This window comes from Streptomyces desertarenae (assembly GCF_042681365.1).
Classification (GTDB): domain Bacteria; phylum Actinomycetota; class Actinomycetes; order Streptomycetales; family Streptomycetaceae; genus Streptomyces; species Streptomyces desertarenae.
Map to the genome: position 1 here is coordinate 394,539 of NZ_JBHUFU010000001.1, position 26,921 is coordinate 421,459.

Sequence of the window (26,921 nt, forward strand, 5' to 3'; positions counted from 1 at the left end):
GGCCGGTCCGGGCCCCGGGGCCGGCTCCGGGGCGGAGTCCCGGTCCCGGGGCCGCGCGGGTCATGCCTGGGCGGCGGCCGCCTCGGCGACGGGCCGGATGGGCCGGTCCGGGGTGCGCGCGGCGGCGGGCCGCGTGCGGATGGCCAGCACGGTGCAGCCCTCGCGGCTGGACATCTGGTGGCGGGTGCCCGGGGCCTCGACGACCAGGTCGCCCTTGGTGTAGGAGGCGCCGTCGCTGTGGTCGAGGACGCCGTCGAGGACGAGCATCAGCTCGTAGCCCAGGTGCTCGTGGAAGTCACCGTGGGCGCCGGGCGGGAAGCGCAGGAGCAGGCCGACGGAGTCCTCGCCCTTCTCCTCGTCGGGGGCCCACAGGACGTGGTGCTCGACCCCCACCCGGCCGGGCTCCTTCCAGGGCACCCACGAGAGGTCGGTGAGTTCGAAGCCGCTGCGGAAGACATTGGGAATGAATTCGATGTCGGACATCTCTTCCTCTTGTTCGCGTGCAGGCCGTGAGCCTCTCCGGAGGTCTTTCGGGAAGAGGGCTCGATACCTGGGGAAAACCTTCGAACACGAGGCTATCTAGGCAGCGGTGCCTTATCGGGAGAGCTGCTGATCTCCGGTATCGGTGTTTCCGATACCTCTTTTCACGCATTGATCGGGAAGGTGCTGCGAAAAGGGAGCGCCCCGCCCGCCGTGCGGAGCGGGGCGCGCGGCCGCCCGGCACCCGAGGGCGCCGGGCGGCGGGAGGTGCGGGCGGCCGGCGCCGGGGCGCCGGCCGCCGGTCAGGCCGGGACCGGGACGGCGGACGGGCCCGGCACGGCCGCGGGGCGGCCGTCGCGCGCGCGGCGGGCCACACTCAGGAAGGCCGAGACGGCGGGGGAGAGCCAGCCGCCGTCCGGCAGCAGGGCCTGCACGTGGACCAGGGCGCCGGGCAGGGAGTCGATCACCGTCAGCCCGTCCGGCGCCGAACCGCAGCCGACCGCGGCCTGCGGGACCATGGCGACGCCCAGCCCGCCGCTCGCCAGACCGAGGGCGCCGCGGGTGGAACCGGTCTCCATCAGGGTCGGAGCCTCGTCCAGCAGGGACGCCAGGTGCCGGGGGAGGATCTCCTGGGAGGCGCAGTCGGGATCCACCACCAGGACCCGGTCCATGGGGGAGGGGTCGCCCGCGCGGTGGGCGGCCGGCCCGACGGGGACGAAGGGGACGGAGAAGAGCACCTCGCGCAGCAGGCCGCCGTCCGTCCCGCCCGTCCGCTCCCTGGTGTCGCGGGTGAAGGTCAGCCCCACGTCCACTCCGCCGGAGGCCACCGCGGCCTCCACGTCCTTGGTGCTCATCACCTTCAGGGAGAGGTGGATCCTGGGGTACCGGTAGCGGCACTCGCGGAGGATCTCCTGCAGTTCGTACTCCATGAGGGGCGCGGTCGCCCCCACCACGACCCGCCCTGTCGGCTCACCCTTGTTCTTGAGCGCGACGGACATCTCGTCCATGACACTTAATATCCGCCCGACGTAGACCCGGAAGGTCTCGCCGGCGGCCGTGAGGCGAACACCGTGCGGCAGGCGGTGGAAAAGCGGTGACCCCACCCTGCTCTCCAGGGATCTCACGTGCGCTGTCACACTTGACTGGGAATACCCGAGATTCTTGGCGCTTTTCGTCAGGCTGCCGGTCCTGGCTACTTCCCAGAAAGTTCTGAGTTGATAGACGGAAAAATCCACGCGAGCTCCCCCATGGCGCTGCTCTGGCGGCCCGCACGGTCGCAGGTGGACCTCGTCCCGGGCATCGGCCCCGGCCGGCGCGACGGCAGGCCGCCGTCCAGGCTGCGTCCCCCGCGCCCGACGGCCCCAGCCCGGCCGCCGCACCGACCGCACCTCGTCCCCGACCCGATGTCCCCGTCCCCGTGAAGCGAACCTGTGATCGATGTTGGCCTGTACCTGCGCAACTAGTGAAACGCTAGCACCTCGATTGAACCATTAGGAGATGACAGTGGCAAAAGCGGTTGTCACCAGCAGTAACCGGTCGGGGCAGGCCGAGCCGCTGCCCGTGGAGTTCGCCAACACGCTCTCCGCCTCCCGGGGGGCGCTGGTGGAGGGCCTGGCCTGTCCCGCCGACCTGGAGACGTGGCTGCGGCGCCATCAGGGCCTGTTCCCCGACCCCGGGCCCCTGCGCGGGGAGGCGGCGGTCCGCGTCAGCGACCAGCAGCTGTGCCACGCGCGCGTCCTGCGCGACACCGTCCGGCGCCTGATCGCGGCACGGGTGGACCGCAAGGCCCCCGATCCGTGGGACGTCGCCCACGTCAACCGCGCTTCCAGCATGTGCCAGTCGTGGCCCGTCCTGGTCTGGCAGGACCCCCGTGCGCCCGGCGCGGAGTTCCTCTGCACCACCGACGCCGTCACCCACGCGCTGGCCCTGATCGCCCGGAGCCTGGTGCTCCTGCTGGCGGGGGAGCAGGGCGCCCTGCTGCGCAGCTGCCGGGCCCCGGGGTGCGTGCTGTTCTTCTACCGCCACCACCCCCGCCGCGCGTGGTGCTCGAGCGGCTGCGGCAACCGCGCACGGGTCGCCCGGCACCAGGCGAGGCGCTGCGTCGGTGACCCTCCGTGACGACCGTCCCGCCGCCGGACGGCAATGCTGAGGTAAAAATTCATTAGTCGACAACATGCGCCGCACGCCGATGACACCTCGCGGACCCTCATCGGAGAGGCCGATCGCAGGCATCGAGGACATGCCCCGGAGAGCGCTCCCTGCGCGGCTAGCGTCCTCTGCGAGGCCCTGCCGCGGCCCGGCGCCGGCGGTCCCGGTGCCGCCGGGCCGGTCCGCACGACGGGCCCCTCCCCAGTCACGAGAGGACTATCCGCATGTTCGGAATCGCTTCAGCGCGCCGCCGTACCACGGTCAGGGCCGCCGCGACGGCCCTGGCGATCGGAGCCCTGGCCACCGTCGCGCCCTCCACCGCGGTCGCCGAGGAGGCCCGCCCGGAGAAGACCGACCGCGTCATCTACTGGAACCGGGTGCTCCTGGACGCCTTCCGCCAGGTGGGCGGCCACCCCGGTCCGCTCACCCGCGGCGGCGCCATGCTCAACACGGCCCTCTACGACGTCGCCAACTCCATATCGGGAGCGGGCAAGCCCTACCTGACCGACGTCCCCGAGGCCCGGTGGAGACACGGTTCCCTCAACAGCGGCCTGGACTACGCCGCCTACACCGCGCTGGAGGGGGCCTACCCCCAGCTCGACTTCAGCGACGAGCTGAACACCGCCCTCTCCCTGCCCGACGCCGGCAACCAGACGCAGAAGGACTTCGGCAAGCAGCTGGGCACCAAGGTCGGCAACGCCATCATCGCCGCCCGCGCCAACGACGGCTCGAACGACACCACGCCGTACGTCCCGGTCGACGCGCCCGGCTACTGGCGGCCCACCACCCCGGGCGCGGCACCCGCCGGCGCCAACTGGGGCAAGGTCAAGCCCTGGGCGCTGCAGAGCGGTTCGCAGTTCCGCCCGGGCCCGCCGCTGGGCTTCGACTCCATGGAGAAGCTCCTGGCCAGCGACGCCTACGCGGCGCAGGTCGACGAGGTCAGGCGGCTGGGCGGCGCCACCTCCACCGAGCGCACCGCCGACCAGACCGAGATCGCCCGCTTCTGGGCCAACGACGCCGACGGCACCTACAAGCCGGTGGGCCAGCAGTACGAGCACGCCATCATCATCCAGCAGAAGCTGCGGCCCAACGACACCTCGTACCAGACCTCCAGGCTGTTCGCCCTGCTGTCCATCGGCCTGGCGGACGCGGCCATCTCGATCTGGGACTCGAAGTACACCACCAACCTGTGGCGCCCGGAGACGGCGATCAAGCTCGCCGACACCGACTACACGGACAAGACCGTCGCCGACCCGAACTGGAAGCCGCTGTCCTCCACCCCGGCCGGCGTGCACTTCTCGCCGTCCTTCCCGACCTACTCCTCCGGCCACTCGGGCATCGCGGCGGCCTGGGCGGGCATCCTGCGGGCCTACTACGGCACCGACAAGATCAGCTTCACCGGCACCACCGACGACCCGCAGGCCGTCGGGGTCAAGCGCAGCTTCACCAGCCTGACCCAGGCGGCCCAGGAGAAGGCCGACAGCCGCCTGTACGCCGGCGTCCACTTCCGCATGGACAACGAGGCCGCGCTGGCGCAGGGCTACCGGCTCGCCGAGTACGTCTACGCCAACGCCCTGAAGTGACCCGTCCGGCCGCGCGCCCCGGAGCCCCTCCGGCGGTGCCGCGGCCGGCACCCCTCCGCCTCCCGGTCCGCGACCGGGAGGCGGAGGCGGTCGCGGTTCAGGACCGCCGCTGCCTGTGGTGGCGCGCGACCCGCACCCGGTTGCCGCAGCCGGGGGTGCACCACTCCCGGCGCCGGTGGCTCCTGACGAAGTACAGGATGCAGCCCGGGGCGGCGCAGGCGCGCAGGTCGTGCCGGACCGGGCCCGCCAGCAGTTCGACGCCGGAGACGGCCACCGCGCCCAGCAGGACCATGTGGGGGTCGGGCTCGGCCCAGCGCACCACGGGGCCGGGCTCGGTCGGACCCCCGAGCTCGGGCCAGTTCACGGCCAGCCTCGCGGACCGGTTCACCACCGCGACCGCCCGCTCGTCGCGGGGCTCCTCCGCCACGCTGGCGCGGCACAGCTCCCTCAGTGCCTCGCGCAGCCGCCGGAACCCGTCCAGGTGGACGGCCGCGGCCGGGGTGGACGTCCACCCGGCCGGCCCGTCGGGCAGCGCCTCCGCGTGCTCCGCCAGCCACAGGTCCAGATCGGACGGTGTGGCCAGCGCGTCGACCAGGCTGCCGCGCAGCCCGCCGCGGATGAACGTGGTGTTCACCAGATCCAGCGCCAGCGGTTCCCCGGTCAGGGGAGGCCGGGGCGTCTGCCTGTTCTCCGTCTCTGCCGCCCTCCTGCCGATCCGGGTTGTTGCTTCACCGACGATAATGCCATACTCCCGAGCTAATGGATTAGATGCCTTTCAATCCATTACCACGTGACGAGCGACTCGGAGGTACCCGTGACCACAGAACCGTCCGTCGGCACCGCGCCGAACCCGGCCGCCGTCCAGCCGGTGGTCCCCGCCCAGCCGACCCCGGAGACCGCCCCCTCCCGGCTGAGCAGCCGGGCCCCCGCGCGCCCGGCCGCGCTCACCGTCGCCGTGGCCACCGCCGGTTCGGTCGTCGGACTCGTCCTCCTGGTGGCCATCGGCGCCTGGCTGGACCAGGTCTGGCTGATCCCCCCGCTCGCGGCCAGCTCCGCCCTGGTCTTCGGGGCCCCCGCGCTGCCCCTCGCCCAGCCGCGCAGCGTCATCGGCGGACAGTTGCTGTCCGCACTGACCGGGTTCGCCGTCCTGGCGGTGGCCGGGAGCTCCGCGTGGGGGGCCGGCGTGGCGGGCGGTCTGGCGCTCGGCGTGATGATGCTGGCCCGCACGCCCCACTCGCCCGCGGCGGCCACCGCCGTGATCGTCGTGGCCCAGTCGCCCGAACCGCTGATCTTCCTCGTCCTGCTGGCCGCCGCCTCCGCGCTCCTGGTCGCCGTCGGCGTCGCCACCGGCCGGCTGCGCACCGCCACCCGCTACCCCGCCTACTGGTGGTGACGGGCGGCCCGCCCCGCCGCCCCGCCCCGCCCGCCGCCCCGTCTCGAGGACCGCGATGACCAGCCGCTACGCCCAGGTCGCCTTCACCCGGAACGTCCGCCGCCACCAGGAGGCGCACCGCAGCCGCAGGGCCTACGCCCGCATGGAGCAGGGCCCCGCGGAGGCGGATCTGCTCGGCCCCGACGAAGCCGGGTTCATCGCCGAGCGCGACAGCTTCTACATGGCCAGCATCGGCGAGACCGGCTGGCCCTACGTCCAGCACCGGGGCGGCCCGCCGGGCTTCGTCCACCTCCTGGACCCCGGCACCCTGGCCTTCGTCGACTACCGCGGCAACCGCCAGTACATCACCGTCGGCAACCTCGACCACGAGGACCGGGTCTCCCTGCTGTTCATGGACTACCCCCGGCAGGCCCGCCTGAAGGTCTACGGCCGGGCCCGCGCCGTGGACCCGCCCGAGGCGGGCGACCTCCTCGAGAGGCTGAGCCCGGCCGGCGTCCGCAGCCCCGTGGAGCGCCTGATCCTCGTCGCCGTGGAGGCCTACGACTGGAACTGCCCCCAGCACATCACCCCGCGCTACACCGCCGAGGAGGTCGAGCACGCCGTCGAACCCCTGCGGCGGCGCCTGGAGCACCTCGAGCGCGAGAACGCCGCGCTGCGCGCCGGCGCCTCGGCGAGCGCCCCGCCACCCCATCCCGCGAAACGGTGACCGCATGTCCGCACAGCAGAGCGCAACCGACGCCTACCTCGCCCACAACTCCGCCCGCGCGGCGGTCCCGGGGGACCCGCTCCCCATGCCCCCCGCCCGCCGCACCGCCGTCGTCACCTGCATGGACGCGCGGCTGGACGTGTACGCCCTCCTCGGGCTCTCCCCGGGCGACTCGCACGTCTTCCGCAACGCCGGAGGCATCGTCACCCAGGACGTCATCCGCTCCCTGGCCGTCAGCCAGCGGCTCCTGGGCACCCGGGAGATCCTCCTGATCCACCACACCGACTGCGGCATGGCCGCCTTCACCGACGAGGAGTTCCTCGCCGCCGTGGAGCGGGACACCGGTGTCAGGCCCGACTGGGAGCCCGGCAGCTTCGCCGACGCCGCCGACAGCGTCCGGGCCTCCATGGCCCGGGTGCAGGCCAGCCCCTTCGTGCCCCACAAGGAGTCCGTCCGCGGCTTCGTGCTCGACCTGAGGACGGAGCTCCTGGAGGAGGTGCGCGCGCAGGCCCCGGTGGGCTGAGCCCGGCGCGCGAACGGCCCCCCGCGCGTCATGTCCTCGCGGGGGGCCGCCTTCCGTGCGCCCGCTCCGTGTGGGGTGAGAAGACGATCACGGGCGGGACGGCGGTGGACGCCGTCGGGGGCGCGAGCGGCAAGCCGGAGCGCCCCTTGGCGGCCGCGTGGCGCCGCGTGAGCGGTGACCGCCGCACATCGCTTGTTGCAACTATCTCGCAAGTGGAACCCAGTGGCAACAACGGCCGGGGAGGAGTGGGGGAGGGCCCCGCCAGGCGGGCGGCGGGAGGCCGTCCACGCACGCGGGTCCTCCGCACGGCGGGCCGGGCGGCGGCTCGTGCGGCATGCCCCTGCGCCGGGCCGGGCGCCGACGGCGCCCGGTCCGCCGTGCGGGCCGCCCTCGCCCCCACTCCTCCGGCCCGCGGCTCCCGTGCCGCTCCCGCGTCACGCGCGCAGGGGGAACGCGGCGCGGACCGTCTTGCCCCTGCCGGGGCTGAGGGTGACGATCACCTCGGAGGCCAGCTCGCGCACCAGCAGCCAGCCGAAGCCACCGGGCACCGCGGGGTTGATCTCCACCTTCCTGGGCCGCCGGACACTGGCGTCCGAGACCGCCACCACGATGCCTCCGCGCCGGGGCTCCAGGAGGAAGTCCGTCACCCCGCCGGCGTGCCGGACCGCGTTGGTGACCAGTTCCGACACACCGAGCAGCACGGCGTCCACGTCGGCCGCCGCGGCGCCCGGCCGCACCGCCCGCAGGAAGCCGCGCGTGATCTCCCGGGCCTGGTCCCCGGTCTGCGGGGGAGGCACCGACAGGCGTTTTCGGGATTGCTCCTTTCCCGGCATGGCTCCTCCTGTTCCTCCGTCGCTCGGCTCCCTTCTTCCCGCCGGCGGGAAAGCCGAACGCGGGAGGCTGAATTTGTTGCCTTTTCCTCCGGAGAAGCGATGGAAACACTTCGTTCGGGCGAGGGAATTGCGGGCGGGCCGTCCGGCACGGTGGGCTGACGGCGCGTCGGATGCGGGCGGCGGCCCCGCGCGGGGCCGGAGCGGCGTGGAGCCGCAGGGTGCCGCGGTGCGGAGCGCCTCCCCTCCCCCCTCCTTCCCCTCCCCTCCCTCCCCTGCCCCCCTCCGGTGGAGAGGGGACGGGAGCGGCTCCCGCGCGGTGACCGCCGCCGGGAATTCTCTTTTCCGGTGAAGAATTGAAAGAACAAGGAAAAGCGCCTTCCCCGGACGGGAGCGAAACGCATTCACCCGGCACGCACCCGTTTACCCCGCCGCCGCGCCGGCACCGGCCCCGCGCCCCGCCCGCCCGCGCCGCCGGGCCCGTGGCACCGGATCCCCGCGCGGGCGGCGCCTCCCGCCCTACGCTGGCCTCCGCCGGGTGGCGCCGCCGCCCGGAGGGATGCGGGCACCCGCCGCCGGAGCCGCAGGGGCGGCGCGGCGGGGCGAAAGAAGGGGGAGACGGTGGGGACGACGGACGAGACGGGCGGGTTACCCGCGGAAGCGGCGCCCGGAACCACGCTGGAGGAACTGCTCTCGGTGGTGGGCGCCGGGGTCTGGGAGCCGTGCGCGATGCCCCGGGGCGCGGGGGCGGCGGTCACCGGGGTGGCGGTGCTGGACGCACTGGAGCCCGCGGCCGGCCCCGGGGAGCTGCTGCTGGCGATCGGCGTCGACCCGGAGTCGGCCGTCGCCGTCGACGTCGTGCGCCGGGCGGCCGCCGCCGGGGCGCCGGCCGTGGTGTTCGGGCCGGGCCGGACCGGACGGCCGTCCCCGGCGCTGCGGGAGGCCGCCGAGGAGGCCGGCACCGCCGTGCTCCTCCGCACCGCGTGGTGCACCTGGGCCCACCTGGTGAGCGTGCTGCGGGCGGGACTGGCCTCGGCGGGCGTCCCGCCCGACCCGGCGACGGCGGCCGTGGCCCCCGGCGACCTGAACGGGCTGGCCGACGCCGTGGCGGCGCTGGTCGGCGGCGCGGTGACCATCGAGGACACCCGGTCGCGGGTCCTCGCCCACTCCTCCGTGCACGAGGACGTGGACGAGGTGCGCCGGCTGACGATCCTCGGCCGCCGCGTCCCGGAGTGGCGCGTCGCCGCCATGCGGGAGGACGGATTCCTCCAGGCGCTGTGGAACGCGCGGGACGTGCTCCACCGGCCCGCGCGGGGCGAGGCCCCGGAACGCCTGGTGGCACCGGTCAGGGCGGGCGACGAGCTCCTGGGCTCGATCTGGGTGGCGGCCGCGGGCCGGCCCCTCGCGCCGAACGCGGCCCGCACCCTGGGGGCGGTGGCCCGGGCGGCCGCCCCCCACCTGGTCCGCCACCGCACGCGCGCGGGGCACGACCACCTCGTCGAGGACGCGGCCCGGTCCCTGCTGGAGGGGCGCGGCGCCGCCGGGACGTCGGCCGAGCGGGCCGGGCTGCCGGCCGACGGGCCCTGCGCGGTCCTGGCGGTGCACGCCGGACCTGGCCGGGACGGCGACGGCTCCGCGCGCCTGCACGGCCTGCTGACGCTGCACTGCGCCGCCCACGGGCACCGGGCCGTGGCGGTGCCGATGGGCGGCGCGGTGCTGGTGGTGCTCGGAGCGCTGGAGGAGGACGGGGAGCGGGCCGCCGCGCGGACGGCGCGGCTGGGGAACGCCCTGGCGCGGCAGGTGTCGGCCGCGTTCGGCGTGACGGCGCGGATCGGTCTGGGGGAGGTGGTCGAGGGCCCCGCGCGGCTGCCCGAGTCCCGCCGCTCCGCCGAGGAGGCGCTGCGGGCCCTGCTGGAGTCCCCGGGGACCCGCACGGTCGCCGGCGTGGGGGAGGTGGCCGAGGCCGTCGCCCTGGCCCGGATCGCCGACGCGCTCACGGGACTGCCGCTGCCCCCGCGGACCCCCGTGGCCCGGCTGGCGGCGCTCGACGCCGAGAACGGCGGGATCTCCGCGGTGCGGACCCTGCGGGCCTACCTCGACCACTTCGGCGACGTGCCCGCCGCCTCCCGCGCCCTGGGGGTGCACCCCAACACCCTGCGCTACCGCGTCCGCCGGCTCGTCCAGGCGTCGGGGATCGACCTGGAGGACCCCGACGCCCGGCTGCTGGCCCAGATCGAACTGCGCCTGCTCGGCCGCGGCGGCACCTGAGCCCGCCGCCGTCCCGCCCGCGCCCTTCTCGTCCGCGGACGAGAAGGGCGCGCCGCTCCTTCGTCGCCGCGCACGACGGCGGCGGCACGCACCCCCGCGGCACTGCCCGCCGCACCGCGTCCGCCGCGGCATCCCGGCGGACGCCACGAAGACGCCCCGCCCGTCCGCGCGCACTCTGGTGACAGGCCCGGCGGCGAGCGCGCCGGGCGCTCCAGCGGACCGACACCGAAGGGCGTGCCATGACCACCGAACTCTCCGCTCCCACCGACCCCGCCGACCTCTGCGTCCCCGCCCGGCGGCGGGAGCACGTCCTGCGGGCCGCCGTGCGCGAGGGACTGCTCCACCCCGAACGGGCCGTCCTGGCCGGGTTCGTCGACTTCGACGGCCTCGCCGCGACGGCCGGGGCCCTGCACCGCGCGTTCCCCGCCTCGCTCGACGTCCTCCACGCCTTCGCGGTCAAGGCGAACTGCCTGGTCCCCGTGCTGGCCGAGCTGCACCGCAACGGCATGGGCTGCGAGGCGGCCACCGCCGGCGAACTCGCCCAGGCGCTGGAGGCGGGCTGCCCGCCGGAGTCGATCGTGTTCGACTCCCCGGCCAAGACCACCGCCGAGCTGCGGTGGGCACTGGACCGGGGGGTCGCGGTCAACGTCGACAACTTCCAGGAGCTGTCCCGCATCGACGCGGTCCTGGCGGGCCGCACCTCCCGCTCGCGGATCGGCGTGCGCGTCAATCCGCAGGTCGGCGGCGGCACGATCGGCGCGATGAGCACCGCCACCCGGCACTCGAAGTTCGGGATCCCGCTGGAGGACGACGGCAACCGGCAGCGGCTGCTGCGGGCCTACCGGGAGCGCCCCTGGCTCACCTGGGTGCACACCCACGTCGGCTCGCAGGGCTGCCCGCTGGACCTGATCGCCCGGGGCGTCGCCCGGGCCGTGGAGTTCGCCGAGGAGGTCAACCGCCACGTCGGACGGCGGCAGGTGACCGGCATCGACATCGGCGGGGGGCTGCCGGTCAACTTCGACGGCGACGAGGTCGCGCCCGGCTTCGACGAGTACGTCTCCCGCCTGCGCGCGCACGCCCCGGCCCTCTTCGGCGGCGGGTACGCCGTCGTCACCGAGTTCGGACGCTCGGTGGCGGCCAAGAACGGCTTCACCGCCGCGTACGTGGAGTACACCAAGAACGTGGGGGGCAGACCGGTCGCGATCACCCACGCCGGGGTGCAGGTCGCCACGCGGACCGTCTTCGCCCCCGAGGCCTGGCCGCTGCGGATCGAGGCCCACGGCCCCGACGGCCGCGCCAGGGACGGGCGGCCGGTGCGGCAGGACGTCGGCGGCCCGGCCTGCTTCGCCGGGGACCTGCTGGCGCGCGACCGGGCGCTGCCGCTGCTGGAGCCCGGCGACCTCGTCGTCCTCCCGGACACCGGCGCGTACTACTTCTCCACGCCCTTCCACTACAACAGCCTGCCCGAGCCGGCCGTCCACGGCTTCCGCGTGGACGCGGGCGGCCGGGTCGCCTTCGAGACCGTCCGCCCCGCGCAGCCGGGGTGGGACCTGCCGGCCGCCGCCGGCTGAACGCCGGCCGGACCGCGTCCCACGACACACAGGAGGAGCCGACGGTGAAGAGAGCGAGGCGTACCCCGGCGGAAAGTCCGGCGGACCGGGCCCCGGCCCCGCCGGACCGCCAGGGGGGCCGCGGACGGAACCGGGCCGGGCGGTGGAACCGGGGCAGGCGCCTGGCCGCCGCCGGGAACCGCTGCCGCCGGACGGCGCGCGCGGGCGCGCGGTGGGCGGCGCGGCGCCGGCGCATGGCGGCCGACCAGTTCCTGCGGGGCGCCTGCTACGGCGCGGGCGCCACCGCGGTGAGCCTGCTGGCGGTGTGGGCGCAGACCCGCTGAGCGCCGGCCGCCCCCGCCGGGCGGGCGCGGCACGACCCGGCCGCGCCCGCCTACACTGACCGGGTGCTCGCCTCCCCCCGCATCGACGAAGAACTGCGCGGCGCGCTCGCCGGACTGCTCGACGGACTGCCGCCCAAGCAGGCCGCCGGAGCCGTCGGGCGGCTGATCGCCAGCTACCGGGGGAGCGTCCCCACCGGCGCGCCCGTGCTGCGCGACCGCGCGGACGTCGCGGCGTACGCCGCCTACCGGATGCCCGCCACCTTCGAGGCCGTCGCCGCCGCGCTGGGCGCCCTGGCCGACCGGGCGCCCGGCCTGGCCCCGGCCACCCACCTGGACGTGGGCGGCGGCACGGGCGCGGCCGTGTGGGCCGCCGCCGCGACCTGGGGCGACGGCGGAGCGGACGGCACGGGCCCGGGGACGCGGCGGACCACCGTCCTGGACTGGGCCGAGCCCGCCCTCGCCCTCGGCCGCGAACTGGCCGCGGGATCCGGCTCGGCCGCGCTGCGCGCCGCCGAGTGGCGGCACGGGAGGATCACCGCCGGAGGCGAGCTGCCCTCCGCCGACCTCGTCACCGTCTCCTACGTCCTGGGCGAACTGCCCGAGGAGGCCCGGCACGGGCTGGTGGACGCCGCCGCGGCCGCCGGGCGCGCGGTGGTGGTCGTCGAGCCGGGCACCCCGGCGGGCTACGAGCGGATCATCGAGGCGCGGCGCAGGCTGGTCGGAGCCGGGCTGCGCGTCCTCGCCCCCTGCCCCCACGGTGCCGCCTGCCCCATCGCGCCCGGCTCGGACTGGTGCCACTTCGCCGCCCGCGTCAGCCGCTCCTCCCTCCACCGGCAGGTGAAGGGGGGCTCCCTGGCGTACGAGGACGAGAAGTTCTCCTACGTGGCGGCCGTCCGCCCTGGCCCGGACGGCGCCCCGCCCAGCGCGCCCGCCGGGGCGCGGATCGTGCGCAGGCCGCAGCTCCGCAAGGGGCAGGTGCTGCTGGACCTGTGCACCGGGCCGGACGGCGAGCGCGGCGGACTGCGCCGCGAGACCGTCACCAGGCGGCACGGTCCCGCCTACCGCGCCGCCCGGGACGCGGACTGGGGCGACCGGTGGGACGGCGGAGGGGGCGGGACCCCGCGGGAGTGACGGGCGGAGCCGGCGGTGGGGCGCCGGGCCCGCCCGCCGACCCACCGGCCGGCCGGGGCCTCAGCCCCGCAGCTCGGCCGTGCAGCACTTCACGCTGCCGCCGCCCTTGAGCAGCTCGCCCAAATCCACGCCGACCGGCTCGTAGCCGCGCTCGCGCAGCGGCCCGAACAGCCCCGCCGCGGCCTGCGGCAGCAGCACGTGGTGCCCGTCGCTGACGGCGTTGAGGCCGAAGGCGCGGGCGTCCGCCTCCCCGACGACGACCGCCTCGGGGAAGAGGCGGGCCAGCACCGCCCGGCTGCCGGGTGAGAACGCCTCCGGGTGGTACATGACGGCGTCGTCCCGGCAGTCGTCCAGGACGCACAGCGCCGTGTCCAGGTGGTAGAAGCGCGGGTCCACCAGGTCCAGGCCGATCACGGGGCGGCCGAAGAACTCCTGCGCCTCGGGGTGCGAGAGCGGGCTGCTGCGGAAGCCCCGGCCCGCCAGCAGCCAGGAGGCGGTGACGGCGAAGTCGCCCTCGCCCTCGTTGATGTGCTCCGGCTCCCGGACCTCGGCGAAGCCGCGGGCGCGGTACCACTCCAGGTGCGCCGCCGCCTCCCCCGCCCGCTCGGGGTGGGCGAAGCGGGCCCCCAGCACCCGGCCGTCGACCACGAGGGCGCCGTTGGCGGCGTACACCATGTCGGGCAGCTCCGGGTCGGGGGCGAGCTCCTCGACGGTGTGGCCGAGCGAGCGGTACAGGTCGCGCAGGGCCTCCCACTGCGCGACGGCCAGCGGCAGGTCGACGGGTTTGGCGGGGTCCATCCACGGGTTGATGGAGTAGCTGACCCGGAAGTGCGCCGGTGGGCACATCAGATAGCGGCGGGCTGAGTACACGGGAGTCTCCTCACAGGGTCGCTGCGTGGCGGAGGTGTCGCACGGCGTGACCACATGGTCCACCCGCCGGGCCTGCCGCGTCCCTTGCACGGCGCGGATTCCCTCCGGCGGCGCGCCGCGTCCCGCGCCGGTGGCGCGTCCTCCGCCGGCCGCGGCGGGCCGCGTGCGCCCGTTGTGACGATCGCGACGGCCCCCCGATTACGCATCGGCGGTGCGAAGGGCGCAGGATGGAGAAGGTCATCCGAGATCCGTGGATTCCGCCCGGCTGAGGGCGTCCGGTTCCGTACCCTCGAGAATCCACGGTCCCGGTCGCGAGTGAGGCGGTTCATGGAACGCGAAAGCAGATTCTCCCGGTGGCTGCGCCGACGCTCCCGGAGCGGTTCGCACGCGAGTGCCGTGCAGGAGGCGGCCCGGGTGCGGGAGGATCTGCTGCTGACCGCGGCCGCCGCGGGGTTCCCCCTGGCACCGGCCGCGCACCCCGAGGGCTACGGCTGCTCCTGCGAGCGGATCGGCTGCCCCACCCCGGGCCGGCACCCCGTCTCCTTCGCCTGGCAGACCCAGGCCACCACCGACCCCGAGCAGATCGTCCGCTGGGCGGCGAGCCAGCCCCTGGCCAACTTCGTCACCGCCACCGGGCGCACCCACGACGTGCTGGACGTACCGGTGGTGGCGGGGCGGGCCGCACTGGAGCGGCTGGAGGCCGAGGGGGTGGAGGTCGGGCCGGTGGCGGTGTGCGGAAACGATCCGTGGTCGGGCCGGATGCTGTTCTTCACCGCGACCCGGGGCACTCCGGACGACGAGGACGAGTGGTGGCCGTGCGAGCTGGACTGCCATCCCGAGACCCTGGACGACCACCCCGGCCTGCGCTGGCACTGCCGGGGCAGCTACGTCCTGGTGCCGCCCGCGCGGCTGCCCGGTGACGGGCGCGAGCCCGCGGTGGGCTGGCTGCGCGCCCCCGAGCGGCCGCTGCCCGACCCGCTGACCATGCTGGAGGCCCTGACCGACGCGTGCGCCGCCCACGCCGAGGACCAGCCCGACCACTCGGCGCCCTGGCCGGTCCGCTAGCCGCGCCGCCGGTCCGGCCGCGCGGCCCGCGCCCCCCTGTCCGCGCCGCGTCTCACTCGCCCTTGGCGCCCGTCAGGCGCTGGAGGCGGTAGAGCAGCCGCACCTGCGGGTCGGCGGCGTCCGCGGCGGGGACGGCGGCGGTCTGCAGGGCGAGCCGGACGTACGTCACCGACTGCCGGGGCGTCCCCTCCAGCAGGGCCTTGACGTAGGGGTCCTCGACCTGCGGGCGGTAGCCCTGGGGGACGGTCTGCTTCATCTGGTGGTGCGTGGTGAAGAACACCAGCGCCCCGCCGTCCTCGGTGCGCAGCCCCACCGGGGCGTAGCGGGGGTCCTCGGCCGGCAGGTCGGCCCACTGGGTGCGGGCTCCGGGACCGGCCGCGGCCTTCTTCCGCTCCTCGCGCAGGGCGCTGGTCAGCGGCCCCTCGGCGAAGGGGCCGCCGCCCTCGCGCAGGTGGTCGGCGTAGGCGGCGCTGAGGTCCCGGGGGGCCAGGGCCAGGCCGGCGGTCTCGTCGGCGGGCACGGCCTCGGCGTAGCCGTCGGCGTCCCGCGCGAACCGCGGCATCGCGGCGGGGGTGAGCACCGACAGGTAGGACGCCTTCCAGGTCTCCTCGACGCCGCCCCGGGTGAAGACCAGCAGCCACCGCTTGCCCGGGCTCTGGCTGGCGGCGGTGTCGGCGACGAAGAACTTCGGCCAGCCGGCCTGCCGCGGGATGAGGAAGCGGGCGTCGGTCAGCTCCAGCGGCCGGTGGCCGGGGTTGCCCTGCGGGTGGACGGTGCGGCGGGCCCGCAGGCCGGCCTGGTCCACGGTGCCCAGCGGGCCCGTCTCGATGGTGGCGTTCAGCTCGGCGTCCAGGGCGCGGTTGGCCTCGTTGTTGGTCTCGGCGAAGTGCTCCAGGGCCTTCGCCGCCTCGCCCGCGGTCGTCGCCGGGACCACGGCCTCCTCGCCGTGCACCGTGACGCAGCCCGTCAGTCCCGCCAGGCTCGCCAGCGCCGTCAGCACCACCGCGGTCCGCAGCCCCAGCCCACGCGCCTTCGTCCGCACTCTCCGACCCCTCCCGGACTCACGAGGCTCTACCGGCGGAACCCTACCGGTGCCCCGTGCCGTCCGGATCCCGGGTGGGGGTCCCGGCCCCTCCGCGACCGGGACCCCCGTGCCGGTCAGGAGAGCGCGCAGGCACCGCCGTTGAGGGTGAAGGCGTCCGGGGCGGTGTTGCCGCCCCTCCAGGTGCCGGTGAAGCCGAGGGTCACCGAGCCGCCCGCGGGGATGTTCGCGGTGTAGGAGGCGGGCCGGACGGTGACGGACGGGCCGCTCTGGGACGGGGTGCCGCCCCACATGTTGGTGATGGTCTGGCCGTCGGCGAACCTCCAGCCCAGGGTCCAGCCGCTGATCGCCGAGGTGCCGGTGTTGCGGACGGTGACCTCGCCCTGGAAGCCGCCCTGCCACTGGCCGGCGATCCGGTAGGAGACGGAGCAGGCGCCCACGGGGTCGCCGCCTCCGCCGGCGGTGGTGACCGCGACGGTGGCCGAGCGCTGCGAGCGGTTGCCCGCGGCGTCCTTCGCGTACACGGCGAAGGTGTAGGAGGTGTTCGCCGCCAGGCCGGTCAGGGTGGCGGAGGTGCCGGTGGTGGAGCGGACGACGGTCTCGGAGGAGCCGTCCACGCGGACCACCTCGTACCCGGCCACCCGGTCGTCGTCCGTGGAGGCGCCCCAGGACAGGGTGACGCCGGTGGAGGTCACGCCGGAGGCGGTGGGGGTGCCGGGGCGGGTGGGCGGGGTGGTGTCGCCGCCGCCCGGGCCGCCGTAGACCGCGGCCTCCTCGGCGGTCGCGGCGATGCCGTCGGGGCCGTTGAAGATCCGCTCGCCCCAGCTCGTCAGGGAGTCCGGGTCGAAGCCGGCCACCATGTCCAGGTACTCGACGCCGCCGCCGTTGCCGCTCCAGGACCAGCCCAGGTAGCCCAGGCCCAGCTGCTCGGTGGTGGCGAGGATGGCGTCCTCGTCCGGGTTGCCGTCGGAGTGGTCGTGCCCGAACTCGCCGACCAGGACGGGCAGTCCGGCGTTCACGAAGTGGTTCAGGTAGTCCCGGACCTCGGCGGCGGTGTCGTAGACCCCGTACATGTGGATCGAGAACAGGGTGTTGCGGTCGGGGTCGGCGCCGAAGACCGCGGCGGCGTTGGCGCGCATGGTGCCCGACCAGTCCTGGCCCCAGTTGGGGGCGTCGACCATCAGGGCGTGGTCGAAGCCGGCGTCGCGCAGCTTCCTGATGGCGCCGCTGGTGTCGGCGGTCCACCTCTCGTAGCCGCTGTTGCCGTGCGGCTCGTTGCCGATGTTGACGATGACGTAGTCCTCCTGCCCCTCCAGGGCGCTGCGGACGCTGATCCAGTAGTCCGCCGCCCGGTCCAGGGAGACCGCTCCGCTCTGCTCGCCGTAGCCGGTGGTGTCGTGCACCTCCAGGACGCAGATCAGCCGGTTCCGCTTGCACTCGGAGACGACGTTCGCCACGTCGGAGGTGTCATTGCGGGTCCAGCGGTCGCCGCTGCTGAGGACGACGCGGACGGTGTTGGCGCCCTTGGCCTTGATGTGCTCCAGGGAGTCCAGTTCGTTCGCGTACCAGGTGTGGGCGTGGTTGACGCCCCGCATCACGAAGTCGTTGCCGTTCGCCTCCAGCAGGCGCCCCCGGTCGACGTGGAGGCCGGTGGCGGCGCCGGCGGCCCCCTCGGCGGCGTGCCCGGCCTGGCCGGGGCCGAACAGCGACAGCGCCAGGCCGAGGAGCAGGCCCCCGGCGGCGGCCGTGCGGGTGGTGCGTGATCTCATCTGTCCCTCCAGCGGACCGTGTGGCATGACGATGACAACGATGTCTCGATGCGCTGCGACCGTTTTCTCGCAGCTGGGCCTGGGAGCGCTCCCAATGAAGCCCTGTCGGTGAGTCCGCGTCAAGAGGTGCGACAGAGGTCGGTGGTCCGCCTCCCCGGAGCCTTCGGGGTCGGCAGGAGGCGCGGCGGCGGGGGGCGGGCCCCGCCGCCGCGGGTGCGTCAGACCGCGCCCCCGGCCGGGGGCGCGGCGGCCCGGCTGCGCCGGGGCGGGCGGGAGGGCGCCGGCGCCGGCCGGGTCACGGCAGCGTCAGGATGTCCGCCCCGGTCTCCGTGACCACCAGCGTGTGCTCGAACTGGGCCGTCCGCCTGCGGTCCTTGGTCACCACCGTCCAGCCGTCCTGCCACATCTCCCACTCGTGGGTGCCCAGCGTCAGCATCGGCTCGATGGTGAACGTCATGCCCGGCTTCATCACCGTGGTCGCGCGAGGATCGTCGTAGTGCGGGATGATCAGTCCCGAGTGGAACGAGCTGTTGATCCCGTGCCCGGTGAAGTCGCGCACCACCCCGTACCCGAAGCGCTTGGCGTACGACTCGATGACCCGGCCGATGACGTTGATCCGGCGCCCCGGCCGCACCGCCCTGATCGCGCGGTCCAGCGACTCGCGCGTCCGCTCCACCAGCAGCCGCGACTCCTCGTCCACCTCCCCGCACAGGTAGGTGGCGTTGTTGTCGCCGTGCACGCCGTGGATGTAGGCGGTCACGTCCAGGTTCACGATGTCGCCGTCGCGCAGCACGGTGGAGTCCGGGATGCCGTGGCAGATGACCTCGTTGACCGAGGTGCACAGCGACTTGGGGAACTTCCGGTACCCCAGCGTCGAGGGGTAGGCGCCGTGGTCGCACAGGTACTCGTGCGCCACCTCGTCCAACTTGTCGGTGGTCACGCCCGGTGCGATGTGCTCGGCGGCCGCCGCCATGGCGCGGGCGGCGATCCGTCCGGCGATCCGCATCTTCTCGATCGTCTCGGCGTCCTGCACCTCGGGTCCGGTGTACGGGGCCGGCGCGTCCTTGCCGACGTACTCCGGACGCGGGATCGAGGCGGGGACGGTGCGGCGCGGCGAGAGGGTGCCGGGGACGAGGAGTGACTGGCCAGACATGTGCGCGAGTCTAGCGGCGGTAGGCGGCGCCCCCGCGGGGCAGCATGGAACACATGGCACTGTTCAAGCGCAAGGCGGCCGGCAGGCCCGGCGAGTGGTTCTACTGCCTCGAGCACCGCACGGTCGAGGAGGGGCCCGAGTGCCCCGCCAAGGACCGCATGGGGCCCTACGCCTCCCGCTCCGAGGCCGAGCACGCGATGGAGACGGCGCGCGAGCGCAACGTCCGGTGGGAGAACGACCCCCGCTGGAGCGAGGGCGCCCCCCGGGACGGTGCCCCCTGACGGCGGGGGCGGGCGCCCGCCCCCGCGTCCGCCCCGGTTCCCCGACGTCGCTCTACCGGCCGGTAACCCCGGTGGTGCCGAGCCCTGCGGACCCTGGCAGGATCGGAGGCATGACCTCGAACGAAGCTTCCGCAGCCGCTCCGCAGAAGGCCCCCGCCAAGGACCCCTGGGACCTGCCCGACGTCTCCGGCCTGGTGGTCGGCGTGCTCGGCGGCACCGGCGACCAGGGCCGCGGCCTGGCGTACCGGCTGGCCAGGGCCGGGCAGAAGGTGATCATCGGTTCGCGCGCGGCCGACCGGGCGCGGGCCGCCGCCGGGGAACTGGGCCTCGGCGTGGAGGGCGCGGACAACGCCGAGTGCGCGCGCCGCAGCGACGTCGTGATCGTCGCCGTGCCGTGGGAGGGCCACGCCGCGACGCTGGAGGGCCTGCGGGAGGAGCTGGCGGGCAAGCTGGTCGTGGACTGCGTCAACCCGCTCGGCTTCGACAAGAAGGGCGCCTACGCGCTGAAGCCGGAGGAGGGCAGCGCCGCCGAGCAGGCCGCCGCGCTGCTGCCGGACTCCCGGGTGACCGCCGCCTTCCACCACCTGTCGGCCGTGCTGCTCCAGGACCCGCGGATCGAGGAGATCGCCACCGACGTGATGGTGCTGGGCGAGGCGCGGGCCGACTGCGAGATCGTGCAGGCGCTCGCGCACCGCATCCCGGGCATGCGCGGCGTCTTCGCCGGGCGGCTGCGCAACGCGCACCAGGTCGAGTCGCTGGTCGCGAACCTGATCTCGGTCAACCGCAGGTACAAGGCGCACGCCGGGGTGCGGCTCACCGACATCTGAGCGGCCCGCCGCCGGGTCCGGCGGTCACCGGGCGGGGCGCGCCCGCCGCCGCCGGGGCCATGGGGGACAATGGACGGGTCACGAACGCCGTACCCCCCTGGAGCGCGTCCCCATGGCCCCCTCGTCCCCGCACCGGCGGCTGTCCCTCTTCGCCCTCGCCGTCTGCGGCCTCGCCGCCGCCGCCGCGGTGGTGGCCTTCGTCAAGGGCGCCTGGCTGGTGGGGATCGTGTGGGTCCTGATGGCCGGGCTGTCGTCCAACATGGCCTGGTACTACGTGCGCCGGGACCGGCTGGCGCGGGCCTCGGCCCAGGTCAACGGGGAATGACGGCAGACGGCGGCCCGCCCTCCCAGAAGCGGAAGTACTCCAGCCCGTAGGCGGTCTCCTGCCGGGAGACCCCCAGCGTCCCCGTCACCGCGTCGATGCCGGCCCAGAAGACGGCGTTGACCTCGGGGATCCACAGACAGGCGAAGACCGCGAGCAGACCGAAGGGCGCGACGGGCTCCACCCGGCGGCGGATCCCGTGCGGCAGCCAGGGCTCCAGGACGCCGTAGCCGTCCAGGCCGGGCACCGGCAGGAGGTTCAGGACCGCGGCCGTCACTTGGAGCATCGCCAGGAAGGCCAGCGCGCAGCGGAAGGCGACCGGCGCGCCGTCCACCGCGCCGAGCCGGAAGGGGGCAGTCAGGGCCGCCGCGAGGGCGGCGTTGACCAGGGGCCCGGCGGCCGACACCAGGCTGCGCCGCAGCCTGCCCCGGATGCGCTCGCGTTCGATGAACACCGCGCCGCCGGGCAGCCCGATGCCGCCCATGACCACGAACAGCACCGGCAGGACGACGCTGAGCAGGGCGTGGGTGTACTTCAGCGGGTTGAGCGTGAGGTAGCCCCTGGCCTCCACGGAGAGGTCGCCGCCGTGCAGGGCGGTGCGCGCGTGCGCGTACTCGTGCAGGCAGAGCGAGGCGATCCAGCCGGAGACGACGAAGAGGAACACCGCGGCGCCGACGGCCGCGAAGCCGGTCCACAGCCCCCAGGCCGACGCTCCCAGCACGGCCAGGAGCGCCGGGAACACGGGGCTGATCCGACGGCCGGTGCGGGTGCGGCTCGCGTCCATGGGGGCAGACCGTACCCGGCGCGGCCGCCGGGGTGCGAGCCCGTCCGGCGCCCGCCCACCCGCGGCCCGGCCCCTCCCGCGCCGCCTCCCACCGGTGGGACCGGGCGCACCGGCGGGAGGCGGGGTGGCCGGCCGGACGGCTGTGCGGGGCCCCGGGGAGGGGCGCCGCCTGTCGCCGTGCCCCGCGGCCATGCCCGGCGGCCGCGCTCGCAGCCGCCGACGGACCGCCGGCAGCGGCCCCGCGGACGGCCGACAGCCCGCCGACGGGGCCTCGCGGGCCCGCCGGCGGGCTGCCGGTGGGGTGGCCGGTGGGGGAAGCCGGCCGGGGGATGGTCCGCGGGCCGGCGGCGGCCGGCGCCGGATCAGTGGAAGCTGTGCTCCGCGGCGGGGAACGCGCCGTCCACCACGTCCCGGGCGAACTCCCTCGCGGCGTCGCCGAGGGAGGCGCGCAGCTCCGCGTACTGCCGCACGAAGCGCGGCATGCGGCCCGGCGTCATGCCCGCCATGTCCGTCCACACCAGCACCTGCGCGTCGCACCCGGCTCCGGCGCCGATGCCGACGGTCGGGATGTGCAGGGAGCGGGTGACCTCGGCGGCCAGCTCGGCCGGGACCATCTCCATGACGAGGGCGAAGGCGCCGGCGTCCTGCGCGGCCTTGGCGTCGCGCAGCAGCTGCTGCGCGGCCTCCTCGCCGCGGCCCTGGACGTAGTAGCCGCCCAGCGCGTTGACCGACTGCGGGGTGAGCCCCAGATGGGCCATCACGGGGATGCCGGACCGCACGAGCAGCTCGGTCTGGGGCAGGGACCGCTCGCCGCCCTCCAGCTTGACCGCGCCCACGCCCGCCTCCTTCACCAGGCGGGTGGCGTTGCGCAGGGCCTGGACGGGCCCCTCCTGGTAGGCGCCGAAGGGCAGGTCGGCGACGACCATCGCGCGCCGGGTGCCGCGCACGACGGCCGCGGAGAGCACGGCCATCTCGTCCATGGTGACGGGCACGGTGGTGTCGTAGCCGAGGTGGCAGTTGCCCGCGGAGTCCCCCACGAGCAGGACGGGGATGCCCGCCTCGTCGAAGACGGAGGCGGTCATCGCGTCGTAGGCGGTGAGCATGGGCCACTTCTCGCCGCGCTCCTTGGCGGCGGCCAGGTCCCTCACGGTGATGCGTCGCTGCTGAGTACCGCCGTACAGCGCCTTGCTGCCGTCGGCGGGCTTCTGGGCGTGCGTCATTGCGCCGGCTCCTGTGTTCGTCGTCTCGAGGCGCCCTGACGGCGTCCCCGGATCCACGTCCATGGTGGCACCCCCGGGAGGAGGGAGGGAAGGGGGCCCGGCACACCGCGCGGTGCCGGAATGTGCGCGTTTCGTTACAGTGGCGGAGGGGCGCCGGAGATCAGGAACCCGACACCCGGCCGTGTTCGTCCTGGCAGACGTACCGGCGTGCGGGCCGCCCGGCGCGGACCGGCACGCCCAGCACACGCAAGACCGGCCGCCACCCGGGGAGCCGGACCGGGGCGGCCGCTGTGACGGCAAGTGAGGACGGCGGATGGCACGGGCGTACATGACGGACACGGAGTCGCGGACGTCGGAGGAGGAGGCGCCCGGCCGCTCCGGGCCCGCCCGCCCGGCCGCCCGTCTCCGGCGCGCGCTCGCCCGGCTGGGCGGCGAGGGACGGTGGCGGCGCGGCCGGGTGATCGCCGCACTGGCCGTGCTGGTCGCCCTGCTGATGGTGCTGCACTCCCACGTGCCCAACCGGATCGGCAACCTGGGCAGCCTGCTGGAGACGTTCCTGCCGTGGCTGGGGCTGGCGGTCCCGGTGCTGCTGGCGGCGGCCCTGCTGCGGCGCTCGGCCACCGCGCTGGTCGCGCTGCTGCTGCCCGTCCTGGTGTGGGCGGACATGTTCGGCGGTCTGATCACCGACAAGCGGGCCGACGGCGGCGACCTGACGGTCCTCACCCACAACGTCAACGCCGACAACCCCGACCCGGCCGGCACGGCGCGGCAGCTCGTCCGGGCCGGCGCCGACCTCGTGGCGCTCCAGGAGCTGCCGAAGCGCTCGGTGCCGCAGTACGAGGCGGCGCTGGCCGACGCCTACCCGTACCACGCCGTGCAGGGCACGGTCGGCCTGTGGAGCAGGTACCCGCTGGGCGACACCAGGCCGGTGGACATCGGGATCGGCTGGACCCGGGCCATGCGCGCGACCGTCGACACGCCCGGGGGCGAGGTCTTCGCGTACGTGGCGCACCTGCCGTCGGTGCGGGTGAAGTTCGAGGCGGGCTTCACCGCGCGGCAGCGGGACCTGGCCGCCGACATGCTGGGCGAGGCCATCGTGCGGGAGCGCATCGAGCGGGGCGTGCTGCTGGGCGACCTCAACGGGACGATGAACGACCGGGCGCTGGCGTCGGTCACCTCCCAGATGCGCTCCACCCAGGGCGCGGCGGGCGACGGCTTCGGCTTCAGCTGGCCGGCGTCGTTCCCGATGACGCGGATCGACCAGATCATGGTGAAGGGGGTCGAGCCGGTCTCGTCGTGGTCGCTGCCGCGGACCGGGAGCGACCACCTGCCGCTGGCGGCGTCGGTGAGCTGGTAGGCGGCCGCGGCCGCCGGCGAGCCGGCCCGTCCCCTCGCGGGGGCGGGCCTTTCGCTGTTCGTAGCATGGCCGTCACCTATTTGTTTTGCGGCGGAACAAAAAGCTGCCACACTGGGTTGTGCCCGGAGCACACCGACTCCGCGCGTCTATGACACGCCACCACCCCTCGCGTCGAAAGGCCCTTCCGCCATGCCCCTGGCCCTGCTCGCGCTCGCAGTCGCGGCCTTCGGGATCGGTACGACGGAGTTCGTGATGATGGGCCTGCTGCCCAACGTCGCGGACGACCTGGGCGTCACCGTGCCCGCCGCCGGCCACCTCGTCTCCGCCTACGCCATCGGCGTCGTGGTCGGCGCCCCGCTCCTGGCCGCCGTCGGCGTCCGCATCCCGCGCAGGCGGATGCTGATCGCCCTGATGGGCCTGTTCACCGTCGGCAACCTCGCCTCCGCCCTCGCCCCCGACTACGGCACCCTGCTGGCCGGGCGGGTCCTGGCCGGGCTGCCGCACGGGACGTTCTTCGGCGTCGGCGCGGTCGTCGCCGCCCGCCTGGTGCGGGAGGGACGGCAGGCGCGGGCCGTGGCCACCATGTTCCTCGGTCTGACGGTGGCCAACATCGTCGGTGTGCCGGGCGGCACCGCGCTGGGGCAGCAGCTGGGATGGCGCGCGACGTTCCTGGTCGTCACCGTGATCGGGCTGGCCGCCATGGCGGCGCTGGCGGCGCTGGTGCCGCACCTGCCGCCGGAGCGGCGGAAGGGCGCCGGCGGCGCCGGCGCCGAACTGCGCCGCGAGGTGCGGGCGCTGGGCGACCGGCAGGTGCTGCTCGGACTCCTGACCGCCGTCTTCGGGTTCGCGGGCGTCTTCGCCCTCTACAGCTACCTCGCGTCGATGGTCACCGAGGTCACGGGGATGGCGGAGTCGTCGGTGACGGTCGTGCTGGCCCTCTTCGGCGTCGGCATGACGCTGGGTGCCCTGGCCGCCGGGCCGCTGACCGACCGGGCGCTGCGGCCGACGCTGTACGGGGCGCTGGCGGCGCTGGCCGCGGTGCTGGTGGCCTTCCGGTTCACGGTCCACGTGCCGTGGGCGGCGATGGCGACCGTGGTGGTGATCGGTGCGGTCGGCTTCATGACGACCACGCCGCTGCAGATGCTGGTGATGGAGAAGGCGCGCAACGCCCCCACGCTGGCCGCGGCCTCCAACCACTCCGCGTTCAACCTGGCCAACGCGGGCGGCGCGTGGGCCGGCGGCACGGCCATCGCGGCCGGCTGGGGCTGGACCTCGCCGGCGCTGGTGGGCGCCGTGCTGGCCGTGGTGGGGCTGGCGATCGCGCTGGTGGCGGGCGTGCTGGACCGCACCCCCTCGTCCGGCGGCCGGTCCCGGGTGGTCGCCCGCGGTGCGGGGGCCCGGAGGGCGGGCGACCGCGACGGGGCCGGCGTCCGCTGAGGCGGGTGCCGGGGCGTTCGGCGGGGCCGCGGCGGGCGGACCCCGCCGCGGCCCCGTTCCGCGCGCGGCGTCAGCCGGTCTCGCGCCAGCGGCTGGTGATCGGCAGGCGCCGGTCCTTGCCGAAGCCCTTGGCCGAGATCTTCGTGCCCGGCGGGTACTGCCGCCGCTTGTACTCGGCGGTGTCCGTCATCCGCAGCACCCGGGTGACGGTCTCCTCGTCGAAGCCCTCGGCGATGATCTCCTCGCGGCCCCGGTCCCGGTCGACGTACAGCTCCAGGATGCGGTCCAGGACGTCGTAGTCGGGCAGGGAGTCGGAGTCGACCTGCCCCGGGCGCAGCTCGGCGCTCGGCGGCTTGGCGATGGAGTTCTCCGGGATCGGCGGGGTCTCGCCGCGCTCGGCCGCGGCCTTGTTGCGCCAGTGGGCGAGGCGGTAGACGGTCGTCTTGTAGACGTCCTTGATCGGCCCGTAGGCGCCCACCGAGTCGCCGTAGAGGGTGGAGTAGCCGCACGCCAGCTCGGACTTGTTGCCCGGTGCGAGGACGATGTGGCCCTCCTGGTTGGACAGCCCCATCAGCAGGGTCCCGCGCAGCCGGGCCTGGAGGTTCTCCTCGGCGAGGCCGGTGAGGTGCAGCGCGTCCATGTAGGCGTCGAACATCGGGCCGATCGGCACGGTGCGGAAGTTCAGACCGGTGCGCCGGGCCATCTCCGCGGCGTCGTCCCTGGAGTGCTCCGAGGAGTAGCGCGAGGGCATGGAGACGCCGTACACGTTCTCCGGGCCGACGGCGTCGCAGGCGATGGCCGCCACCAGGGAGGAGTCGATGCCGCCGGAGAGGCCGATGAGCACCGAGCGGAAACCGTTCTTCCGCACGTAGGCGCGCAGACCCGTCACGAGGGCGGTGTAGACCTCCTCGTCGTCGTCCAGGCGCGGGGCCTCGGCGCCGGTGACCTCCGGCTCGTACGGCGGGAGGGGGTCGGCGGTCAGGACGCGGTGGTCCACGCGCAGGCCGTCGGCCACGTCCCCGGAGGGAGGCGTGTCGGAGGCGGCGGGCAGGTCCAGGTCGAGCACGACGCAGCCCTCCTCGAACTGCGGCGCCCGCGCCAGGACCTCGCCGTCGGCGGCGACGACGATGGAGTCGCCGTCGAAGACCAGGTCGTCCTGGGCGCCCACCATCGCCAGGTAGGCGGTGGTGCAGCCGGCCTCGCGGGCACGGCGGCGGACCAGGTCCAGGCGGGTGTCGTCCTTGTCGCGCTCGTAGGGGGAGGCGTTGATCGACAGCAGCAGCCCCGCCCCGGCGGCGCGGGCGGCGGGGACGCGGCCGCCGTCCTGCCACAGGTCCTCGCAGATCGCCAGCGCCACGTCGATCCCGTGCACCCGGATCACGGGCAGCGTCTCGCCGGGGACGAAGTAGCGGAACTCGTCGAAGACCCCGTAGTTGGGGAGGTGGTGCTTGGCGTAGGTCAGCACGACCTCGCCGCGGTGGAGGACGGCCGCCGCGTTCTGCGGGGCGCCGGCGGGCTGGCCGTAGCGGGGCCGGGCCTCCTCCGCCCGGTCCAGGTAGCCGACCACCACCGGGAGCTCCCCGAGCCCCTCGCCGGCCAGGCGGGCGGCGAGGGCGGTGAGGGCGGCCCGGCTGGCGTGGACGAAGGACGGCCGCAGGGCCAGGTCCTCGACGGGGTAGCCGGTGAGCATCATCTCGGGGAACGCCACCAGGTGCGCTCCCTGGTCGGCCGAGTGCCGCGTCCAGCGGACGACCGCGTCCGCGTTCCCGGCGAGGTCGCCGACGGTGGAGTCGATCTGGTTCAGGGCGAGTCGTAGCTGAGGCACGCGGTCAGTCTAA

The 26,921-nt window shown here is 75.1% G+C and carries 25 protein-coding genes; 14 read left to right on the forward strand and 11 right to left on the reverse strand.

Translation table 11 applies throughout. The annotated features are described in order from the left end of the window. Positions 1–60: 60 nt before the first annotated feature. A complete protein-coding gene (locus tag ACFSJS_RS01735) occupies positions 61–483 on the reverse strand; it encodes a cupin domain-containing protein (RefSeq protein WP_380895883.1) in 423 nt (140 codons plus the stop codon). 299 nt (positions 484–782) lie between these two features. Then, positions 783–1,868 carry a LysR family transcriptional regulator gene (locus ACFSJS_RS01740; protein ID WP_380895885.1) on the reverse strand — a complete coding sequence of 362 codons (1,086 nt, stop codon included), beginning with the start codon at positions 1,866–1,868 and terminating at the stop codon, positions 783–785. A 115-nt stretch (positions 1,869–1,983) separates the two neighbouring features. Between ACFSJS_RS01740 and ACFSJS_RS01745 the strand changes: the two genes are divergently transcribed. Next, a complete protein-coding gene (locus tag ACFSJS_RS01745) occupies positions 1,984–2,598 on the forward strand; it encodes a CGNR zinc finger domain-containing protein (RefSeq protein ID WP_380895886.1) in 615 nt (204 codons plus the stop codon). A gap of 254 nt (positions 2,599–2,852) precedes the next feature. Beyond that, complete coding sequence (locus ACFSJS_RS01750; protein ID WP_380895888.1) at positions 2,853–4,211, forward strand: vanadium-dependent haloperoxidase; 1,359 nt, start codon at positions 2,853–2,855, stop codon at positions 4,209–4,211. A gap of 97 nt (positions 4,212–4,308) precedes the next feature. Here ACFSJS_RS01750 and ACFSJS_RS01755 read toward each other — a convergent pair whose 3' ends face one another. Next, positions 4,309–4,953, reverse strand: coding sequence for a CGNR zinc finger domain-containing protein (locus ACFSJS_RS01755; protein WP_380896755.1), 645 nt, complete (start codon positions 4,951–4,953; stop codon positions 4,309–4,311). A 72-nt stretch (positions 4,954–5,025) separates the two neighbouring features. On the opposite strand from ACFSJS_RS01755, the gene ACFSJS_RS01760 reads away from it, so the two are divergent. The 3 genes from ACFSJS_RS01760 to ACFSJS_RS01770 are packed head-to-tail and all read left to right on the forward strand — an operon-like array spanning position 5,026 to position 6,833. After that, a complete protein-coding gene (locus ACFSJS_RS01760; protein ID WP_380895890.1) occupies positions 5,026–5,604 on the forward strand; it encodes an HPP family protein in 579 nt (192 codons plus the stop codon). A 55-nt stretch (positions 5,605–5,659) separates the two neighbouring features. Then, entirely contained in the window at positions 5,660–6,310 is a 651-nt protein-coding gene (locus ACFSJS_RS01765; RefSeq protein ID WP_380895892.1) for a pyridoxamine 5'-phosphate oxidase family protein, read from the forward strand. A 4-nt stretch (positions 6,311–6,314) separates the two neighbouring features. Then, positions 6,315–6,833, forward strand: coding sequence for a beta-class carbonic anhydrase (locus tag ACFSJS_RS01770; protein WP_380895894.1), 519 nt, complete (start codon positions 6,315–6,317; stop codon positions 6,831–6,833). A 434-nt stretch (positions 6,834–7,267) separates the two neighbouring features. Here ACFSJS_RS01770 and ACFSJS_RS01775 read toward each other — a convergent pair whose 3' ends face one another. Beyond that, entirely contained in the window at positions 7,268–7,666 is a 399-nt protein-coding gene (locus ACFSJS_RS01775) for an ATP-binding protein (protein ID WP_380895896.1), read from the reverse strand. A gap of 618 nt (positions 7,667–8,284) precedes the next feature. On the opposite strand from ACFSJS_RS01775, the gene ACFSJS_RS01780 reads away from it, so the two are divergent. The 3 genes from ACFSJS_RS01780 to ACFSJS_RS01790 all read left to right on the forward strand — a co-directional run bounded on the left by ACFSJS_RS01780 (position 8,285) and on the right by ACFSJS_RS01790 (position 12,956). Beyond that, positions 8,285–9,931: a PucR family transcriptional regulator gene (locus tag ACFSJS_RS01780; protein ID WP_380895898.1), complete on the forward strand. Its 1,647-nt coding sequence runs from the start codon at positions 8,285–8,287 to the stop codon at positions 9,929–9,931. A gap of 239 nt (positions 9,932–10,170) precedes the next feature. Beyond that, positions 10,171–11,502, forward strand: a complete 1,332-nt coding sequence (locus ACFSJS_RS01785) for a type III PLP-dependent enzyme domain-containing protein (RefSeq protein WP_380895900.1) — start codon at positions 10,171–10,173, stop codon at positions 11,500–11,502. A gap of 386 nt (positions 11,503–11,888) precedes the next feature. Further along, a complete protein-coding gene (locus ACFSJS_RS01790; RefSeq protein WP_380895901.1) occupies positions 11,889–12,956 on the forward strand; it encodes a small ribosomal subunit Rsm22 family protein in 1,068 nt (355 codons plus the stop codon). Between the two features lie 60 nt (positions 12,957–13,016). Here the strand turns inward: ACFSJS_RS01790 and ddaH are convergent, their stop codons facing one another. Further along, positions 13,017–13,826 carry a dimethylargininase gene (gene ddaH, locus ACFSJS_RS01795; RefSeq protein ID WP_380895903.1) on the reverse strand — a complete coding sequence of 270 codons (810 nt, stop codon included), beginning with the start codon at positions 13,824–13,826 and terminating at the stop codon, positions 13,017–13,019. A 327-nt stretch (positions 13,827–14,153) separates the two neighbouring features. On the opposite strand from ddaH, the gene ACFSJS_RS01800 reads away from it, so the two are divergent. Beyond that, complete coding sequence (locus tag ACFSJS_RS01800) at positions 14,154–14,891, forward strand: bifunctional DNA primase/polymerase (RefSeq protein ID WP_380895905.1); 738 nt, start codon at positions 14,154–14,156, stop codon at positions 14,889–14,891. Positions 14,892–14,943: 52 nt separating this feature from the next. Here the strand turns inward: ACFSJS_RS01800 and ACFSJS_RS01805 are convergent, their stop codons facing one another. The 3 genes from ACFSJS_RS01805 to map all read right to left on the reverse strand — a co-directional run bounded on the left by ACFSJS_RS01805 (position 14,944) and on the right by map (position 18,855). Beyond that, positions 14,944–15,933, reverse strand: a complete 990-nt coding sequence (locus ACFSJS_RS01805) for an SCO2278 family lipoprotein (RefSeq protein WP_380895907.1) — start codon at positions 15,931–15,933, stop codon at positions 14,944–14,946. A 116-nt stretch (positions 15,934–16,049) separates the two neighbouring features. Then, positions 16,050–17,702 carry a cellulase family glycosylhydrolase gene (locus ACFSJS_RS01810; protein ID WP_380895909.1) on the reverse strand — a complete coding sequence of 551 codons (1,653 nt, stop codon included), beginning with the start codon at positions 17,700–17,702 and terminating at the stop codon, positions 16,050–16,052. Positions 17,703–17,997: 295 nt separating this feature from the next. Beyond that, positions 17,998–18,855, reverse strand: a complete 858-nt coding sequence (map, locus tag ACFSJS_RS01815; protein WP_380895911.1) for a type I methionyl aminopeptidase — start codon at positions 18,853–18,855, stop codon at positions 17,998–18,000. Positions 18,856–18,908: 53 nt separating this feature from the next. Here map and ACFSJS_RS01820 point away from each other — a divergent pair, with 53 nt between their 5' ends. The 3 genes from ACFSJS_RS01820 to ACFSJS_RS01830 all read left to right on the forward strand — a co-directional run bounded on the left by ACFSJS_RS01820 (position 18,909) and on the right by ACFSJS_RS01830 (position 20,288). Beyond that, complete coding sequence (locus tag ACFSJS_RS01820; RefSeq protein WP_380895913.1) at positions 18,909–19,136, forward strand: hypothetical protein; 228 nt, start codon at positions 18,909–18,911, stop codon at positions 19,134–19,136. A gap of 110 nt (positions 19,137–19,246) precedes the next feature. Further along, positions 19,247–19,963 carry an NADPH-dependent F420 reductase gene (gene npdG / locus ACFSJS_RS01825; RefSeq protein ID WP_380895914.1) on the forward strand — a complete coding sequence of 239 codons (717 nt, stop codon included), beginning with the start codon at positions 19,247–19,249 and terminating at the stop codon, positions 19,961–19,963. Positions 19,964–20,075: 112 nt separating this feature from the next. After that, the gene (locus ACFSJS_RS01830; protein ID WP_380895916.1) at positions 20,076–20,288 is read left to right on the forward strand and encodes a hypothetical protein; all 213 of its coding nucleotides are present in this window, start codon (positions 20,076–20,078) and stop codon (positions 20,286–20,288) included. Here ACFSJS_RS01830 and ACFSJS_RS01835 read toward each other — a convergent pair. Then, positions 20,275–21,069, reverse strand: coding sequence for a site-2 protease family protein (locus ACFSJS_RS01835; protein ID WP_380895918.1), 795 nt, complete (start codon positions 21,067–21,069; stop codon positions 20,275–20,277). The two genes, ACFSJS_RS01830 and ACFSJS_RS01835, sit on opposite strands and share 14 nt — an antisense overlap. A gap of 362 nt (positions 21,070–21,431) precedes the next feature. Continuing rightward, positions 21,432–22,289, reverse strand: a complete 858-nt coding sequence (gene panB / locus ACFSJS_RS01840) for a 3-methyl-2-oxobutanoate hydroxymethyltransferase (protein ID WP_380895920.1) — start codon at positions 22,287–22,289, stop codon at positions 21,432–21,434. A gap of 313 nt (positions 22,290–22,602) precedes the next feature. On the opposite strand from panB, the gene ACFSJS_RS01845 reads away from it, so the two are divergent. Next, the gene (locus ACFSJS_RS01845) at positions 22,603–23,646 is read left to right on the forward strand and encodes an endonuclease/exonuclease/phosphatase family protein (protein ID WP_380895921.1); all 1,044 of its coding nucleotides are present in this window, start codon (positions 22,603–22,605) and stop codon (positions 23,644–23,646) included. Positions 23,647–23,835: 189 nt separating this feature from the next. Then, positions 23,836–25,083, forward strand: a complete 1,248-nt coding sequence (locus tag ACFSJS_RS01850; RefSeq protein ID WP_380895923.1) for an MFS transporter — start codon at positions 23,836–23,838, stop codon at positions 25,081–25,083. 70 nt (positions 25,084–25,153) lie between these two features. Here the strand turns inward: ACFSJS_RS01850 and ACFSJS_RS01855 are convergent, their stop codons facing one another. Further along, the gene (locus tag ACFSJS_RS01855; RefSeq protein ID WP_380895925.1) at positions 25,154–26,908 is read right to left on the reverse strand and encodes an NAD+ synthase; all 1,755 of its coding nucleotides are present in this window, start codon (positions 26,906–26,908) and stop codon (positions 25,154–25,156) included. Between the last annotated feature and the right edge of the window lie 13 nt (positions 26,909–26,921).